The following is a 17,891-nucleotide window of genomic DNA, read 5'->3' on the forward strand; positions in this document are numbered from 1 at the left end:
TAAGCGCACCGAGCGTGTCCAGGCGGCGGGCGATGGTCGAGGTGAAGCGCTTCTCCCCATGCACATTGCTGGTGCAGACCCGGAAGAAGGGGGCCGAAACCTGGGCGGCCCGGTGGGTCCGTCCGAGGCCCTGGATAGCCGCATCCGCACGCCATCCCGGTTCAAGCAAGTAATGGCGGCGGCGCTTCTGGTTCACCGCTGTTGCGGCCGCATGGTAGGATCTGCCGGTCCCGCCGGCGTCTGAGAAGATCAGCAGTGGCTTGGTGTCCGACATAAACGCGCGGGTTTCAGCTGCATTTGCACTGGCTCCGCGGCGGGCAATGCGGATGTTGTCCGAGCTGTCCTTGACCGGACGTTGGCTTCTGCCGGTGACCTCGGCCACATCGTCCTCACCAAAGGCCCAGATGATCTGATCCAGCGCCGATGGCACCGGCGCCAGCAGCATGATTTCTTCAAGCGCGGCATCCCGAAGCGCCTCGGCCTCGCGCGAAATCACCAGCTGACCATTCTCGTCCCGCAAGGGCTGGGACAGCACCGATCCGTCCTCCTGCTCGACGAGGACCTGTTGCGTGACGGGAAAGGCGCGTTCCAGGTAACCAACTACGGCCTCCCTGGGAGTGAGAGCTCCCTCCGTGAGGTCCTCGTCGGGATCCAGGCATTCGAGACGGCGCTTCAAGAGCGCTTCCCCGGTGGAGACGATCTGGATCACAGGTGCCCAGCCATCCTCGATATCCTGGCGGATCGCGGCGATCACGGCCGGTGCCTTGAGCCCTTGCAAAAGATGGTTGAACAGGCGTTGTTTGGCCCCCTCGAACGCGGAGACAGCCGCCGATCGGGCCGCCCCGGCCGCTTTTGCGGCCCCCTGCCGGTCAGGGCTCGTGATACCCGTGGCCTCAAGGGCGGCGTTGAGATGGGTGTGAATAACGCGAAACGCGTCACTATACGTGTCATAGATGCGGATCTGGTCCTGTGTGAGCGCGTGTTCGAGAATGTCATACTCGACGCCCTCGAAGCTCAGGGCCCGCGCGGTATAGAGGCCAAGGGCTTTCAGATCGCGGGCCACCACCTCCATCGCGGCCACGCCGCCAGCTTCCATCGCGCTGACAAACTCATGCCGGGAGGCGAAGGGATACTCAGGCCCCTGCCCCCAGAGACCGAGGCGTGCGGCATAGGCAAGGTTGGCCACTTCCGTGGCGCCGGTGGCGGAGACATAGAGCACACGGGCGCGCGGAAGCGCATTCTGCAGATGCAGGCCTGCAAGCCCCTGTTGTGAGGGCGCCTGTGCACCACGGCTGCCCTTGCTGCCACCGGCGTTCTGCATCTCATGGGCTTCGTCGAAGGCGATCACGCCGTCGAACTCATCGCCCAGCCATCTCAGGATCTGATCCAGGCGGCGGGCACCGGTCTGGCCAACCGAGCGCAACGTAGCATAGGTGACGAACAGGATGCCTTGCGTCAGGTTGATCTCTTCATCCGGCTTCCACCGGGAGATGGGGTGAATGTCGCTCTGCCCGCCACCGACGTCGCCCCAATCACGCACTGCGTCTTCCTGCAAGGTCGCTGACTTTGAGATCCACACTGCTTTCCGGCGCCCGGCTGTGGAATGACAGATAGTTCAGAGTCGGTGCGTTACGTAAACCATTGATTTTGTTGGTCGGGAGAATTCTTGAACGCACCAACTTTGAGTTTTTGGACGCATAGATTTGAGTCGAAATACACGCCCAAAATTACTATTTTAGATCAAGAGCTTAAGGTGGACGGGAATGCCCTGATCGCTCCGCCGCCACCGCCGAAACGCCGGGGACAATCACCAAAAAACCAAAAACGGAGCTGCCGATCACTGAACCCGGCTGATCACCGGACCCGTGCAACTGGGGAATTTTACTTCGGCACTTTTGGGGAAAATTCAATCGGCGTTGACGACAACAAACTTCTCGCCGCAAGTGCGAGCGGCTCAACCTGTTGGGCGGAAAGCAGACTCGCGACAGGGAAGGAACTATTCGGTGGTGCTCGCGAGAAACTTAGATGTATCGGATTGTATTTATCTGGCGCTCGGATCGTCGCAAACATCTGGGGTCTCGCCCGAATTAATTTCGACTACAAGCCGCTACACTTAGAACGTGGTTTTCCGGGGTCAGTCTGTTGCCTTTCCGCCGAGTCTTTCAGCCAAATCAAGACAAACCTCTGGCAATTGGCGGTCGAGCGCCCGCACTCCAGTTTGCAGTAGGTTGGCAAGCGCGCCAGCTACTCCTTGTCTTACATTGTCGATCGCCGATTCGATCGCGGGCACATGCAAGATTGGTTGGGATAGAAGAAAGCGCTGATGCTCAATGATAAACGCCCAGTCATCGGCGAAGTAGGTGTGGAGTTGTTTGACCATGCGTGCACCGCAGCCGCAAGTCACCGCGCACTGAATGAGGGAGAGTTGCCGATTCATGATAGCGGTCGGGTGCAGGACTTCCTCGTTTGGAGCAAGCGCGAAGCTCGAAACCCGTGTTGCATGATCTGCGAGATTTGCGGACGACCCGCCAGTCAGAATCTCTCTCCATCGGTCTATCTCAGGTGTGGTCGCATTCAGACAGTTTTCGATCTCCACCAAAATGGCTTCACAAAACGCAAATTTGTCGCCCTGATCCCGCGCGGCGAAAAAGGTGGCAAGCGCAATGGCGTGAACGAACACTGCTTTGACTGCCGGGTCTTCAACATCACTCGCATCTAGTTCTTTGATTCTCTTAATTTGAGGGATGGGGGCTCCGGCTTTCTTTTTCTGGGCAACAGCATACGCGGCAGCGAGCTGGACCAGGGCGTGCGCGATTTGATTGGGTGTGCCGTCCTCAACGGCAAGATCAAACTCGGCAGCGCCCAAGAAGATGTGAAGGCCCACAGTGGTCTTGGACCAGTTCAGGCCTGGAAAAAGGCCGTGGAGGTTTTTGCGGAGGCCCACGATCATCAACAGCAATTTGACATCTTCAAGGCGACCGGTCTGGCGTTGTTCTTCCTCCGGAAAGTCGGCATCGAGAGCGGCGAGAGCGCCGTATTGAAGCTCTCGTTTCAGACCGGTTGGGCCATTGGTCGTTTCATGCAGCCAGCCGACCAGCCAACGCAACTTCAGGTGAAGAATCCGCGCTGCGTCATCGCTCTCCGGATCAATATTGTCCAGCATGTTGATTAGCGGTGCGAGTTCGCGCAAAGCCGGTTCAACATTGCCGCTTCGCCAGAGACACATGGCCGCTTCCGCACGGAGCGCCACTCCGTGGGCGCGCGCAGATGTTACCTCGGACTGAACCGCTTCGGCGGCTGAGGCAGCCTCCAAAAAGGCCGTCCGCGCAGCACCCACATCACCAAGGTTGGCGGAGGCGACTGCCTGCTCTTTTAAAGTGTACATGCGCTCAATATCAGAGCCTTGATCGGTGTGTCCGCGAATGCTTTCGAGGATTGCGCGTGCTTCGTCATATTGATGATCATGGCCCAGCACTTTGGCCTTTTGTCGGAGAAGTCCCGGATGATCAGGCAAAGCTTCGAGGCTCGCATCGACGATCTCCAGGGCCTTTGGTCGATCGTGCTGGAGTTCATCCCAGAGTACAGATTGCGCAACGATGCATTCAGCGACGAGATCGGTATCGCCCCATTTCTTCGCCATGTCAGCTATTGTCTCGTAATCCGCGATGGAGGAGACCACATCAAGCTTGCCAGCCGACCAGGCGTTCGCCCAGGCCGATTGAATATGCAGGCTATATCCCTTGAAAAAGGTTTTGAGCTGGGAGAGGCGCCGCGTCCGCAAGTCGGCTTCCAAGCGGTCAAGCGCCAGAAAGAGAGCCTTTAACTCGCCGGGGGTTTCGTTTGCGGAGGCGCCGATCTGCAGCATGAAACCGCTGACATCTGCGGTCTCACCAAACTCGGCCTGCATGGCTTGAACCGCCGGGCCTTGATTGCGTTCGATGAGGTCAGGGTCAGTCGCAGTCAAAGCGTCGAAAAAGTCGATGTAGGACAGGCGCAGGGCCCAATCCAGGCGCATGCCTTGGGCAAAAAGGATTTTTAGCAGCGCCATTATAGTGAGCGCGCTCTTAAACTCTTCATTTTTGACCGCCATGGCCTCGCGCATGGCGGCACGAGCTATGGGCTCGAACAAGGTTTTCTCGCCATTGAGAGCTGCGACATCGATCTGCAGCATCCGTAAGATATGAGACGTGCCTGGATCCTCTGGCAGCAGCATTTGATCGGTCCGCAGAAAGACTAGGTCGCTTAGCTTAGCGGCAATGGCTTTGTGGGTGTCCTCATCGAACGAGAGGGATTTCTCGAAGAACTTTGAAAAGAACCAGCCTTGTTTGGAGACAAAGGCGGTCCAGAATACTGAATCGAGCGCCTCATATGGGATAGCTCCGCGGTTGATCATTGATATCAGATATCCGACCTGGACGTTTTGGATGGCCTTTGGTCCGAGATCTTCCTGCAAACGGTAAAGCAGCGGAGACAAACGAAAATAGCCGGGTGCCGTGGGCACTTTTTCGATCCAGGGGCCGGTGAGCAAGTCGAGGCTCGCGCATGGCTCTTCGATGGCGGGGTCGAGGGCCGCTATGGCGATCGCAGATGGTCGGTCAAACTTGAACATGATGCAACCGAGCCGCTTTAAGAGGGCGCGGCCATGTTCAGTTGCATCCTCCAGCAAACGGCGCCTCGCTTCGGCGCGGGTCAACGCAATCGCTTCGCTGGGGGTGTCGGAAAAATCCTCAATCAGCGCGTCTTTTGGCCAGCCGCGATGGTTAAGCGACACGACTTTCGCGGCAGTCAGTTGCGGGTGACCGCCCGATGTGGCGATATGAACAAATAGACCCCAGGCTTCGACCTGATCTAACGGTGCGTTTGTTTGCGCGACAAGCTCGGTTACCTCCTCCACGGAAAGGTAGGGCGCGCCCTTTGTCACTTCTGGGGAAAGATGGGTCGATTGAAACGTTGCGGGGCTGAGCGTGCGCGCCGAAGTGACAATTACGTGTCCACCGCGCTCACGCATCCAACTAATGAAACGACCCAAACGGGTTGCATGCCGTGCGACAGTGTCGCTATCGACATCGTCGAGGATGACGCCGCGAACGTCGGCCCCAAGTGTGATATCGGTATACGTCCGATCCAACCGCAACAGCATGTCGTTCGGGCTTGTCAGGCCGCGAAATTCAACCGTGAGCCAATTTGCCTCCGACGCTCGCGCAATTTGCATGGCTAGAGTCGACTTGCCGGTGCCGCTGGCACCATGGAGCCAAATCGCGTGGGTCTCCTTAAGGATCTCCGACAGTTCCTTAACCAAAGCTGCGCGCGTGGCAAGAAACCCGGGCAGATCGATTTCATTGACGGGCGCACTCCAACTGGCGCGCGCCCAGCCGGTCTCATGGCCAGGTTGGCCGGAGCGGGCGACTTCGTGCAAAAACCCGTGCAGGTCGGCTGCCGTTAAGCGTCGAAGCGCAGGATCGATTTCACTGGCGGCAGCGAATATACGCTCGACGATCGCGGCCGCGGCGCGCGGTGCCAGGCCAACGGGCAATTCAAGGGCGGCGAGACGTCCGGCAATGAGTTCTGCAAGCAACGCGTTTTGCGGCGCGCCGCTTGGCTGGCTTGTTCTCCAAGACACGCGCTCGATGAGTCTTGATCGCAAGGCGTCCTCATCTGGGTCGCTCTCGAGCCAGGTTTTGAGTTTGCCGCCCGGCAGCGTGGTCAATAGAAGGTCTTTGAGGGGCGCAGTGTCTGCGCCGCACTTGACCGCGTGCCAATATGCGATCCCAGTGACCCCTCCCGGCAAGTCTGCGCCGTGTTCGGCCCCAATCTCCATATTGGTATGAATGACCAGAGACACGTCCGGGACCTCACCATGTCGGCTCGTGGCCCAGAAGTTTTCGAGTGCGTCACGGGCGTCTTTGCTCGCGAGCGTAAGAGTGCGATCGCTGGTGCTATGCTTGACCTGAGTCAGCTCAGTGCCGCCGCTGGCAGTTTCGACGTCAAAATCTTCGAAGACCTCGATCAGCAAGCTATCGGTTTCGGAGAGGTTCAGCCAGGCGATGGCGGTTTCCAGCAGCTGAAACCGAAACGCGCCAATCACATGCGCTGCTTGCCGCTTCGGATTGGGGGGTAAGGGTTTCTGCGGTTGGCTTCCCATGTCACTCAAATGGGCCTTTCATTGTGCTTCGCCCTAGCCACCTTTTGACTTTAGTGTTCCTCGTTCGTTCTTGCAATGCTGTCATCAATCGCCCACTAGCAACCGCATTTCCAACGACAACTTCGAGACAAGTAAACCGTTTTTCAAAGGTATCCAGAGAACTCGAGTTACCTGCTGTGCTCTTCGGAATGCATGGGTACTGCCAAGCTCAGAACAGTAAGACCCGCCCAATTGCGGAAAACCGTCGGTTAACCAGTGAGAGGAGGGCGCCTGCGAGGTGGTCTAACGAGCTCCTGCCCGCTGTGCTGCCAAGAGGCTTCCGTTGCTTGGCAGAATGAAATGCAGCCATTCAGGCACATCGCAGCGAGCTGTCGATAGGCAATATCCGAGTTGCGCAACAAAACCCCGATTCGCTGCAATCGCACGAAGGTCTGCTTCGACAAACCGAGTAGTGTCAGAAACGGTCGTTATTGCCAGTGCCAGAAACGTATGAGTTTTGTCCGATCAGTCGGTTCAGTTGGCGTCTGGTGAAGGCTGGAGCCTGCTAGGCTGCAGCAGTAAGATGGGGGTCAGCTTTGGGAAGCTGGCGAATGGCACTGCCTATCGAGTTGCTCTACTTAAGCTCATGGACAGCTGCGACCAATAGCAGATTTGATAGTCTCCCTTCCCCCTAATATTGGGCTTACATGTTGTCTGCAGAGTTATCTCCTACCTGCAGATAGGAAGTTGGCAAAAGGCTTGGTCATTCGAGGGACACGTCACATCTGGCGGACGGCATTGGGCATTCCACGAATTTGTCACGCTTGGGCTAACGGGTGCCTGGCCACCTCGCCTAATAGAATCGACCAAATTCCGATTATGCGCTAGCTTGCTTTCAATGAAGTCGTTGAACCATTCAATTCTTCCGAAGGGTCTATTACATTCTTCCAAGCATTGACGCCCTGTTCTTGTGCCAGCGGCGGTTGCTCCCTCCCGCGTCCATCCAGTCACCGCATAGTGCTGAATGAGTAGCCCGGCGTTTCGATAGCAAACGGAGTTGCAAATGGATTGTTGATTGTTAATTTTCGCACTCTGTCCAGTCTCTGCCCTTCTCGCCGGTGTGCCCGCTCGATTGTGAGCATCTTGCATGGCAGCACTGAATCCCATCAACGACAATTGTTTATTTTGATTGCCGCTGCTAATTGTCGCGCTCCTGCCGGCTTTAAAAGCATCCACAAGACTTGCCGTTTGCTCCCCTGGCAAATGAAGGTTTGCGTCGCTGCGTCTTTGAAAAGTGTAGACTTTCCCTCCCACATTAACTGTCGCACGCGATGCACTGTCGCCTGGCACAATCTGAACCGCATAGGTGGAACCTCTAAGTACTACCAAGACCATTGGGCTGCCACCGGAACCCGCTCGACCGACGACCCAACAAGTATCTTCGCAAGAGACGCTCCATGGACCAAACTCAGCCAAAATGTCTGCACTTCGACCTTCAGTGCAAAACAAAAAGAAAAGCATAGCTGCTGATAAAACTGGAAATCGCCTAACCGCTGCAATCATGGCTGCCCCTTCGGTTCGAGGGTAACACTAGCACGATTCCAAAACGATGTCAGTTCGGTTGGAGAACAGGCTAACCTCAAATCGAGGACTTTTCAGGAGAGCAGGTTATTTCAAAGAGCTATGAGAGAATCTGGTGTTCGGGCGGTTTGAATGACGGCGGTGCATCTGGTTGGTTTGTTGTTGCGACACAAGCCACCAACCAAAGGAGCACCACCATCATGGACGACGCTACCATCATTGATTTCACCGGTCGAGACGCGGTCGCTGACCCGCTGACGGACCTCTTACGCAAAGGCGCTCGGGAATTGCTGCAGGCTGCTGTTGAAGCCGAGAGAGATGCTTTTCTGGCTGAGTTTGCCGAACGGCGCACAGCGGATGGGCGCGCGGCGGTTGTGGGCAATGGCTATCATCCAGAGCGTGCCGTACAGACCGGTATTGGGCCGGTCACGGTGAAAGTCCCGAAGGTTCGGGCCAAGGACGGCAAGCCCGTGACGTTCCGCTCTGCACTTGTGCCGCCCTACGTGCGCAAAGCCAAATCCATTGAGGCGGCGCTGCCCTGGCTGTACCTGAAGGGGATCTCCACGGGCGAAATGGGCGCGGCGCTCAAAATGTTGCTCGGCCCTGAGGCCACCGGCCTTTCCGCGACGACTATCTCCCGGCTGAAGGGCCAATGGGCAGCGGAATACGACGACTGGCGCAAAGCCGATCTGAGCCGCGATGAATGGGTCTACATCTGGGCAGACGGCATCTACAGCGGGTTGCGCGGCAACGATGATCGGCTTTGCGTGCTCGTGGTGATCGGGGTCAACGCCCTTGGAGAGAAGCACTTCCTGGCCATCGAAGACGGCGTCCGGGAAAGCACTCAGAGCTGGCGCGAGGTGCTTCTCGGCCTCAAGGCCCGTGGGCTCACCGCGCCAAAACTGGCCATCGGGGATGGGGCCATGGGGTTCTGGGCCGCGTTGGAGGAGGTCTTCCCTGCCACCCGCCAGCAGCGCTGCTGGATGCACAAGACCGGCAATGTGCTCAACTACCTTCCCAAACGGACCCAACCCAAAGCCAAGAAGATGCTGCATGACATCTGGCAGGCCGAGACCCGCGAAGACTCTCATGCCGCGTTCGATCTGTTCGTGGAGACCTTCGAGGCGAAGTATCCGAGGGCCACAGAATGCCTGATCAAAGACCGCGATGAATTGCTGACTTTCTACGACTTCCCGGCCCAGCATTGGCAGAGCATCCGAACGTCAAACCCGATCGAAAGCGCCTTCGCCACCATCCGCCACCGGACAAAGCGCACCAAGGGCTGCCTGAGCCGCGACAGCATGCTGCACATGATGTTCAAGCTCGGCCAATGCGCCGAGAAAAACTGGAGAAAACTGCGCGGCTTCGCTCATCTCGCAGACGTCATCCAAGGCGTCGACTTCGTCAACGGCATCAAGCCATCAAACCAAGATCAAGCCGCCGCATGAAAATCGCCTGGACACCAGATTTGACAATAGCTCTATTTCAAACCAGGAGGCAAAAACCCCTTGCCAATTCACTTACGTCAAAAACGGTCGTTATTGCCATTGCCATAATCCTTGGGCAAAACCCGCTACCATTGCGGTTCTAAGATCGACAACTGGTTCTGGATACATCGTGCGAGCTTAGCCGTGCTTTACACAGAACATGACTGCAACGAAGGGCGGCATGGCCACAACGGATTTCCCACCCCCTCTTTGGAGATCGCTATCACCACCGATCTCGTCGTCAGGCTTAGCTGTAAGCGCAACCAACTTTCCAAATCGTCCACGGTTCGGAGTGTGACGATAGGTAACACCAAAGCCTCGATAATCGTTGATGTCGCCGTTTCCCACCATGTCGATAGAGCCACCAGAGCTGGCGAGAAAGAGCTCAGACTGTCCTGTAGCTCCAACTTCAAACTTAATTCGTCCTTTGTCTGATGCGCCGAATAAAAACTTGCCTGCCGCGCTTTCGAATTCCGACCAACCATCAGGACAGTCTGCAAGACCTTCAAAAGCAAGTATGGCTCCTTTCGGTATCGCCTCTCTGATACTTCCTGCTTTAATCATATCTTGAATAACTACTTGTTGAACGACACCTAATTGGGACGCTATTTGCGGCTTCAGAAGAGCCCAGGCACCGATCGCAGCAAGAACTACTAAACCTGCTCCCCCGGCAACCGCCCATCCTGCAACTTTCTTGGAAACTTCTTTCTGAATGTCGTTCTTCAGCGCGTCTATCACGCCTTGTGGCACCTCTTCTGTCATTGGCAATCCTCCAAGTAGGTCTGTAAAGCGTACTACTCGATTGATGAGAGCCCATAATTAAGTTCGGGATCAACCGTCATCTGCGATGGCACAAACGGCGTCGTTGGAAGCACTGCTCGTGCGCCTCAGGGCTATGTCTTTAACAAGAGAGAGAGCCGCCCAAAACGGCCGTTTTTGTCACGCAAGGCCACCCCAACAGAATCCTTGAAGAATCTTATGCCACAAACCCTTGGCAAAACGGCGTTTGATTTTGTCACGTTTTTGGCCGCCCTTGAAGAGAGGACGTCAGTCCGCTGCGAAGAATCGGGCACAATGGGCTCCCAGCCGCCCAATGTTGATGCGGCATATCCTTGGGTCGGGGTTGCTTGGGACCAGTCATTGGCCTTGACGCCTAAACCACTGTTGCATCTAATCCACGCGAACATAGCTCCTCCGTTTGTGAATGGCCTTCTCTCGGATTGGTTTCTGAAGTCATGTTTACCTCGGGTTCAGTGAGGCACATTCGCTTCGGTTACGCTGCGCTCAGTCATTCCTAAGGAGCTCGGTGCGATTACGGTTTTGTCCAGCCTAATGCTTCTGGGACAGTGGCAAAGAGGGCTGCAAGCTGGGGTATATCTGGAGCCTGACGTTTCATTTCTTCCCAAATGGTTGGGTGAGGAGTCGCCATTAAATCGTCGCGCAATGCCTTGAGTTCTGATGCGTCTGCTACCGCATCTCGGCGATTTCTGTATTCCCGAAGTCGGGCACGGTAACCGCCAAAGGCATTCTGGCGCGCCTCCAGGAGCAAATCGCGGTTCAAGTTCAATGTCTCAATGGTGAATTCGGCTTTGTCAGCAGCAATGCCAGTCAGTTCTTCGCGCGGCAGCACGAAGAACGTACCTAGGAGGTCAATTGTGAAAAAGTCTAGCGGGTCTTCGGTGCGCGGATTGACGAAAGCGGGCTTGCCCTGTGTCGGTGGAGTAATGGGTGCGCCACGCGCCCGAGTAACATCAACCCGCCCTTCGGCAGTGATCACTGCGAACTTGTTGTTCTTGCCGCCATTGCATGGCCCGCAAGCAAAGACGTAGTTGAGCCAGCGGAAAACGTCTTCTGGGTAGAGGTCCTTGGGCTTGATATGCTCAACTTCGTCGCCCACTGAGTCTTCACAATACACACAACGCTGGGCGCCGGCGCACATCTTTGACAGACTGCTGCGTACTGCACGAAATGTGGAGTTCCTGCGGGTATTGCGAGAGCCGAATTTGCGCTTGCCCTCCGCGACACGGGTGGCGTAGTCGCCTGCGCAGTCGATCTCGGCTTGGTAATCAGCAAGTGTGGCGGCGGCCTTGGGCGGCAGGCCGTTATTGGCGAGACGTAGCATACCAACGTTACTCTACGAGGTTGCTGGCATTGCTTGGCAGCCGGTGCTGGAGCGTCGCACGTTCACTCTCCTCAGTAGACGAGAGCCCACCCTTAAGGCTTTTGCGATTGAGCTCCGCAAGTCGGCGCAACATGTCCTTGGAAGCATGTGATCGAGTGACATCCACTCCGAAGTACTCTGTCGAATAAGCCTCAAGGACATTGCCATAAATCAATCGTTCGAGATCTTGACCAGTGACGCGGTGCGATTGCTCATCTGATCCGGGTCTTGCCAACCGCCAGATCGAGCCACTTTCTGCGGCTTGGCATATTATCGGGCTGTGTGTGGTGACGAAGAACTGCGCCTTTGGAAAGCATTGCGTAAACCAAGTGCCGATACGCTTTTGCCAAGCGGGATGTAGATGGGCATCCACCTCATCGATTAGGATCACACCGGGAAGAGAAAGTTGCCCATTGTCTGCGTTTAGCTGTGCAATGAGGGTTTCGGTGCCGAAGGCAGCCTCCATGGCCCGAACCAACTCGAAGGTCATGGAAAGAACGGACCGATAGCCATCCGACATTTCTTCCACCGGCACACGGGCACCGGCACCATTGTCGACCATTACACCGGACGAGGAGATTTCGGCAATCCTAGCACCGTGAGGAAGAAGCCCTGAGTTGTTTATGAAGCGTATGAGACCATCGGTAAGGGCGAGGGCAGACGGTTCCTTCTCGAGTGCACGAAATTGCGCGTTCTTTATCCATTCAAGTGCCTCAGACAATGCTACATCTTCGCCGAAAGCCGAAAGGTGCGCTGCCAGCCTGGGATGGCTGTAGTACAACTTTTCGTACTCCCGATCGCCTCCGCGGAAGCGACGAAACGGACCGAACGCAGCGGAGAACCAACCTTTTCCACCACCCCAAATAGTTCGCTTGGTGTTGTCACCGTTAAATTCTGCGGACACCGTTTCCGATCCCGGTCCGCGCGAGAACAGCATTCGCGGCTTAATAGTCCTGGTCGATTGCTTTCCCTTTTCAACCCATCGATCAAGCTTTTGGTCCGCTCGGATGGAGAGCGCGATGCTGCCTGTCGGCGCGTGTTCGCCAATCCAAGTCGACCAGTCCTGTCGTAGAGCCGTGGCGTTTTCTTGGCCAATCAGGGTAGCGGCGAGCGCGCGAATGAAGGTCGATTTGCCGGAGCCGTTGTCACCGAGGATCACATGCCAGCCTGTCGGCTCGCCTTTTTTTAAATCAAGGTCAAACTTCGATATGACCCTAACGTTCTCAATATTCGCGCGCGTTACGTACATCTAGAGCTGTCCTGAACCTGGGCTTTCGAAAGGATGCGTTTTTGTACCAGTGCATGCAAGTTTCACAAACTAAGGCTGGATTGTCACTGACAGCAACCCTGCGGTAGCTGATGAGACACCCCCAACCTTGCTTAGTCGAGCCTGTCTGACATCAGCACCTGTGGGCCTGATTAGAGGATTTGCGTAACGGAATGATTCTGGCTCATCTGAACCGTGAAGGAGTGATTCTAGGGACACCCCCTGCGTAAGGTGTTTATCACGATCACCTGCGCTCAGTGGTCTTAGTCCGTTCACTGCTCTGACGCAGCCAATTTGCGTCATTTCGGAGCACAAATCAGACCTATGTGTCTCACGACACAGAACTATCTGTCATCCCACACCGGCAAGCCATCCGGCCAGGATAGTGCCGGCGACCTGGCGGCCTTTTCCGCAACCGGTCCCGTCACCGAGAAAGTAGCCCTGGCGGTAATGCTTGGCCCCGTCTGCATCATCGCGGCGCTCAAGGGCGCCGGCATCGTCTCGGGTGAACTTTCCGGGCAGATCGGTGTTGAAGGCGGTTTCGGCCATCAGGATGGTTTCGAGCTGGGCGTCTGACAGCAGGCCCTCGGTGATGAGCCGCTTCGGCAGCGCGAGGGGCAGATCTGCAGGCGCCGGGGGATGCACCGATCCCATGGCAAGGCTTTCGACCAACGGCGACGGGTGCGGCTGTGCGCCCTCGATCGAGATCCGCTGGGGTGCGTAGCTTGCATAAACGTCCGACACGGGCGGGTTGGCCCGGGGCGCGTCGAACACGGTGAACGCCAGCGGCTCGGTCGTAGCCGCAGAATGCGCGTTCTTGCCGGGCAACAGGATGCGGGATGTCCTTTGGACCATGGACTCCTTCGGGGCGATGACCTTCCGTGTGACAGGGGTCGGCTCTGTGCCACCCATCTGGGGGCGAGCCGGACACCGTGCGAGGATCAGCTTCAGCGCCATGGCGAGATCGCTGCAGGGCTGCGGTGGGGTTTCACCCCCCTGCCCTGCCCCGGTCTTGTCCAGGACAAGCAGGTCGGTGCTCACGGAGACGCCCATTTTCCGAAACGCGCGCCGCGGAAGATGCAACCGAAGGACAGGTGTGGCCATCGCGCAGATCCGATGCCAGAGCCGCCCGGCCTTCTCGGCCGAGACGGAAGGCGGAACAATTGCCACCAACCGACCACCCGGGCGCAGGGCTTTGAGAGCGGAGAAAACATGACGGGCCGCAAGGGTCGGATCGGAGCGCGTGACGCTCGATGCAAAGGGCGGGTTCATAATCACGACGCTGGGCTGTGGCTGCGCTTCGAGCAGATCTGCGATGAACTCGGCATCGTGCCGGTTGACGGTTGTGCCCGTCACAGTCTGCAAAAGGCTCGCGCGCTGGTCGTCGAGCTCGTTGAGGATGAGCCTGGCGCCAGACTGGCCCGCCAGCCGCGCCAGTGTGCCGGTCCCGGCCGAGGGCTCAAGAATAACATCGGATGGCGTGAGGCGGGCCGCACAGACGGCCAGCCAGGCCAGATCGAGCGGTGTGGAGAACTGCTGCAGCTGAACTTGCCGCTCGGACCGGCGGGTCTCGGTGGGCAGCCGGTCCATTAGCGCCGACAGGTGATCGAGCGTTCTGGCGGGGTTGCCCGGGTCGACCTCTGCGGCACTCACGGCGGCGGCCTGCACCAGATCGTAGGCCATGCGCCAGGTCCATGTGCCCTGGGCATCCGTTCCGCCCAAGGCAGATGTCATGAGATCGCTCAGCTGGGTGGGGGTGAGCCCGCCATCTTTAAACTTCGTAGTGATGTCCTTGGTGATTTGCCGAATGACACGCTGTGCCAGCATGGCCCTTCTCCTTTCGTCGATTGAAAATCAACGAAAAAAGAAGCCCCCTCTTACTTTTCGGGCGGGAGTGCGTCGCTTAGAAAGCGGCGCTTGAAGAGCCGCTTGCCTGACGACAACGACCTTATCTCGTCAAAGGAAAGGTCCTGATCCGGGTAGGCCCGCTTGATCCTGCCCATCGCAGATACGTGGTTGTCGGATTTCACGATGTGCTTGCGAGTTCCGGACCGGCTCGCGCGGAACGTGATCTCGAAACACTGCGGTACCGGCATTTGGCCCAACCGCCCCGAACGTGCACAGATGGGGGTTATGAGAAACACAACGAGAACACACGATGCAGTGACCATTCGCTGCGCGTTGTTTGAACAGGTAAGATGCGGACAATCCGGGCTTTCGCTGCGCTTGCACCAATGGCAGCTTGGAGCAGATTCTGTTGAAAAACAACGTGTTGCTTCCGCAGAAAATGATGCGCTGAACATTGTGCGAGCGCCTTTCTGATCAGGCTTTTCGCGATTGCTGCGGTGCAGGAAAGATCTTTGCCAGTTTGCGGAGGTTCTGGGCGGTGGCGGCGAGGAGGAATTCGTCATTTGCACCGCATGGACCGCGTAGTCGGAGGCGGCCCAACCCGAGAATGCGTTTGAGGTGGGCGAAGAGCATCTCGACCTTCTTTCGGAGCTTCATCGAGATGTCGTACTGGCGGGTCTTGGCTATGTCTCGGGCGACGTGACGGGCATCTTCGTGTTCTTCACGTGTGATTTTGCGCGCATCGGCGTTTGGGCAGCACCTGGGTTTCGATGGGCAGGCTTGGCAGGTCAGCTTCAACGCACGATACCGGGCTGTGCCTTTTCCGGTCGGGCCACGGTTCGGGTCGGAGTAGTTGCGACGGAACTGCTTGAGGGCATGTCCCTCGGAACAGATGTATTGATCGTTCTCTGGATCCCATTCGAAATCAGCACGCGTCCATGTGCCATCGCTGCGGCCGGACTTGTCGAAGACCGGGATATGCGGTGCGATCTTGCGATCAACCAGCCAGCCCAACATCGGCCCGGTGCCATAGGCCGTGTCGGCGATCAGGCGTTCAGGGTGCAGATCAAACCTGTCTTTCACGCGCCTGAGCAATGTTTTGGTGGACCCGACCTCGGCCTGTCGGATCGAGCGGGTGGCTTCTACGTCGACGATGACACCATGATCCGTATCGATCAGGTAATTGTCGGAATAGCTAAAGAATGCTGGCCCTTTACGGGCTGCCGTCCATTGGCTTGCCGGATCAGATTGGGATGTGAACTTCGGTTGCACCTCGCTTGCGGCACTGAATGCAGCTTCATCCAATGTGTCGAGATACTCGCGGACTGCGCGAGGTGCATCGGCAGGATTGATGCTCGTCGCATCCCAATCTTCCCTCGGTGTCGAATTCTGCTTGTTCGCATCCGCCTCAATCAGGCTGGCATCAATGGCCATACGCTGGCCGCTTACGAGGCCTTCAGCGATACACCGCGCCACTGTCGTCTCGAACAAATGACGCAGCAGTTCGCTCTCTCGGAAACGCCCATGCCTGTTCTTAGAAAAGGTGGAATGGTCAGGTACACGGTCGTTCAGATCGAGACGGCAGAACCAGCGATACGCCAAGTTCAGATGCACCTCTTCACAGAGCCGCCGCTCCGAGCGGATGCCGAAGCAATAACCAACCAGCAGCATGCGGATTAGTAGCTCCGGGTCAACAGACGGACGGCCCGTGTGGCTGTAAAAATCTGCGAGATGTGCCCGGATACTGCTCAGATCAACGAAGCGATCAATCGACCGCAGGAGATGATCTTGCGGCACATGGTCTTCCAGCGAGAACTCATAAAACAGTGCTCCTTGAGCTTCCTGCTTGGGTCCCATCATCGCCAATCCCTCCTAATGGAAGGAATTGAATCAGCGACTTACGCCTCAATCAAGCCAGAGTTTTTCAACGAAATATGCACTTCGTTGACGTTTGAACAAGAGTGAAATTCGTATCATTTATAATTTGGGCTGAAATACGTCCAAAGACTACATTTAGGCAACGGACCTTTGTTCCGACTGCTTTGTTGGGTCTGCTCCCAGCCGTGGCCAGGATGCCCACTGAACGGGACAGGCAGAACGGTCCACGCGCGAGTGGGGCTTTAAAGCCAAGCTCGGTGTAAATTGCGGCGGTCGCGCCATCAATGTTCATCGGGATCGCGCGACCTTTGGTATCTGACAAGTGCTCCTCGATCTGCGGTGCGAGTCTGGCACAGGCCACAACCTCAACGGAGTCATATTTTGCCAGCGTTTTAAAATAGATGCCGCTAATCCGAGCGCAACAGAAAACTCCGGTCTTCAGAGGTTTCATCGGTTTGGCTCTCCGATTTAACACCAATATATTCCGGCAGAAAACGCGGTGGCATCGGACCTTTGTTCCGGCCGCCCTGCTGCATCTGTTCCCAGCCATGAGACAAAACGCCTACCGAACGGGAGAGACAGAACAGACCACGAGAAAGCGGGGGTGGAAAACCCAGCTCGCAAAAGATTACAGCCGTGGCCCCATCGATATTCATAGCGATCTCAGCTCCGCGCTTGCGTCCGATTTCCGCCTGAATTGCCTCACCGATGTTGGCAAACCGCCCATCCACCGTACCTGACATTGCGGCCTCGCGTACCAGCGCCATCAACCTTGGTGCGCGGGGATCGACGGGCTTGTGGAAACGGTGGCCAAAGCCCGAGACGATCTTGCCATTTTCCGCGCACCAGGCGGCGAGACCGTCGCGGACGGCAGCATCGCGATCAGCACCACCATTGATCCGTCGGGCGACGTCGAAGTAAAGCTCGGCGCATTGTTCACCGGCGCCGCCATGCACGTCACCCAGCATGTTAACCCCGGTGGCCATGACGTTGTTGAGCCCCAGCCCGCAGGTCGCAGCCATACGGGCGGCGGCAATCGAAGGCGCCTGCGGACCATGATCGACTCCCGCCACCAGCGCACATTCAAAAAGTGCGGCTTGTTCCGGTGTCGGCATATCGCCGCGCACTATGAGCCAGATCATCTGAGCAAAGCTAACAGAACCGATAAGATCTTGGATTGGATAGCCGCGAAAGGCGATCCGCCCCGGAGCCATGTCGATAATTGCGGTGCGCCACCAGTGGCGAATGTCATCGGCATCTTTGCGTCCTGAAAAATCCGTCATATCGCACCTTCCTTTTTCAGGTACGAGATCTGGGCATTATCATACCCAAGCTCGCTCAGGATATCGTCTGTATGTGCGCCCAATGCAGGGGGCGGTGACTCGACTTTTGGGGCCATGCCATCAAACTTGGCGCCGATTCCGACCAGTTGCAGATCCTGTGCGCCGACGCGGTGGGTTTGCAGCAGGCCCCGATCGGCAAGCTGCGGATGCGCCAGCGCCTCGGGCACCGACCAGACAGGTCCTGCGGGAACGCCCCGAGCTGTCA

The 17,891-nt window shown here is 57.1% G+C and carries 11 protein-coding genes and 1 pseudogene; 2 read left to right on the forward strand and 10 right to left on the reverse strand.

The window, feature by feature from the left end:
- Both GOX53_RS26770 and GOX53_RS26775 read right to left on the reverse strand, forming a co-directional pair.
- A pseudogene (locus GOX53_RS26770) lies at window positions 1-1,597 on the reverse strand (strawberry notch-like NTP hydrolase domain-containing protein); the annotation flags it as partial.
- 537 nt (window positions 1,598-2,134) lie between these two features.
- The gene (locus GOX53_RS26775; protein ID WP_171181850.1) at window positions 2,135-6,151 is read right to left on the reverse strand and encodes a tetratricopeptide repeat protein; all 4,017 of its coding nucleotides are present in this window, start codon (window positions 6,149-6,151) and stop codon (window positions 2,135-2,137) included.
- Window positions 6,152-7,902: 1,751 nt separating this feature from the next.
- On the opposite strand from GOX53_RS26775, the gene GOX53_RS26780 reads away from it, so the two are divergent.
- Window positions 7,903-9,150: an IS256 family transposase gene (locus GOX53_RS26780; RefSeq protein WP_171181852.1), complete on the forward strand. Its 1,248-nt coding sequence runs from the start codon at window positions 7,903-7,905 to the stop codon at window positions 9,148-9,150.
- A gap of 177 nt (window positions 9,151-9,327) precedes the next feature.
- On the opposite strand, the gene GOX53_RS26785 is transcribed toward GOX53_RS26780, so the two are convergent.
- The 4 genes from GOX53_RS26785 to GOX53_RS26800 all read right to left on the reverse strand — a co-directional run bounded on the left by GOX53_RS26785 (window position 9,328) and on the right by GOX53_RS26800 (window position 14,444).
- Entirely contained in the window at window positions 9,328-9,951 is a 624-nt protein-coding gene (locus GOX53_RS26785; RefSeq protein ID WP_171181854.1) for a hypothetical protein, read from the reverse strand.
- Window positions 9,952-10,501: 550 nt separating this feature from the next.
- On the reverse strand, window positions 10,502-11,311 hold the full coding sequence (locus GOX53_RS26790) for a hypothetical protein (RefSeq protein ID WP_171181855.1): 810 nt from the start codon (window positions 11,309-11,311) through the stop codon (window positions 10,502-10,504).
- A 7-nt stretch (window positions 11,312-11,318) separates the two neighbouring features.
- The gene (locus GOX53_RS26795) at window positions 11,319-12,599 is read right to left on the reverse strand and encodes an AAA family ATPase (RefSeq protein ID WP_171181857.1); all 1,281 of its coding nucleotides are present in this window, start codon (window positions 12,597-12,599) and stop codon (window positions 11,319-11,321) included.
- A gap of 369 nt (window positions 12,600-12,968) precedes the next feature.
- Complete coding sequence (locus GOX53_RS26800) at window positions 12,969-14,444, reverse strand: strawberry notch-like NTP hydrolase domain-containing protein (protein WP_171181859.1); 1,476 nt, start codon at window positions 14,442-14,444, stop codon at window positions 12,969-12,971.
- Window positions 14,445-14,606: 162 nt separating this feature from the next.
- Between GOX53_RS26800 and GOX53_RS26805 the strand changes: the two genes are divergently transcribed.
- The gene (locus GOX53_RS26805; RefSeq protein WP_171181861.1) at window positions 14,607-14,939 is read left to right on the forward strand and encodes a hypothetical protein; all 333 of its coding nucleotides are present in this window, start codon (window positions 14,607-14,609) and stop codon (window positions 14,937-14,939) included.
- Here the strand turns inward: GOX53_RS26805 and GOX53_RS26810 are convergent, their stop codons facing one another.
- The 4 genes from GOX53_RS26810 to GOX53_RS26825 all read right to left on the reverse strand — a co-directional run.
- Window positions 14,940-16,325, reverse strand: coding sequence for an IS1182 family transposase (locus GOX53_RS26810; RefSeq protein ID WP_171181863.1), 1,386 nt, complete (start codon window positions 16,323-16,325; stop codon window positions 14,940-14,942).
- Window positions 16,326-16,389: 64 nt separating this feature from the next.
- Window positions 16,390-16,794: a citrate/2-methylcitrate synthase gene (locus GOX53_RS30405; protein ID WP_171181848.1), complete on the reverse strand. Its 405-nt coding sequence runs from the start codon at window positions 16,792-16,794 to the stop codon at window positions 16,390-16,392.
- Window positions 16,751-17,626: a citryl-CoA lyase gene (locus GOX53_RS26820; protein ID WP_171181865.1), complete on the reverse strand. Its 876-nt coding sequence runs from the start codon at window positions 17,624-17,626 to the stop codon at window positions 16,751-16,753. The genes GOX53_RS30405 and GOX53_RS26820 overlap by 44 nt, the downstream gene beginning before the upstream one ends.
- Window positions 17,623-17,891, reverse strand: a 269-nt coding sequence (locus tag GOX53_RS26825) for a CoA transferase (RefSeq protein WP_171181867.1), incomplete at its 5' end; no start/stop codon positions are given. The genes GOX53_RS26825 and GOX53_RS26820, both read right to left, overlap by 4 nt.

Origin of the sequence: Ruegeria sp. HKCCD8929 (assembly GCF_013031405.1) — a bacterium.
Classification (GTDB): domain Bacteria; phylum Pseudomonadota; class Alphaproteobacteria; order Rhodobacterales; family Rhodobacteraceae; genus Ruegeria.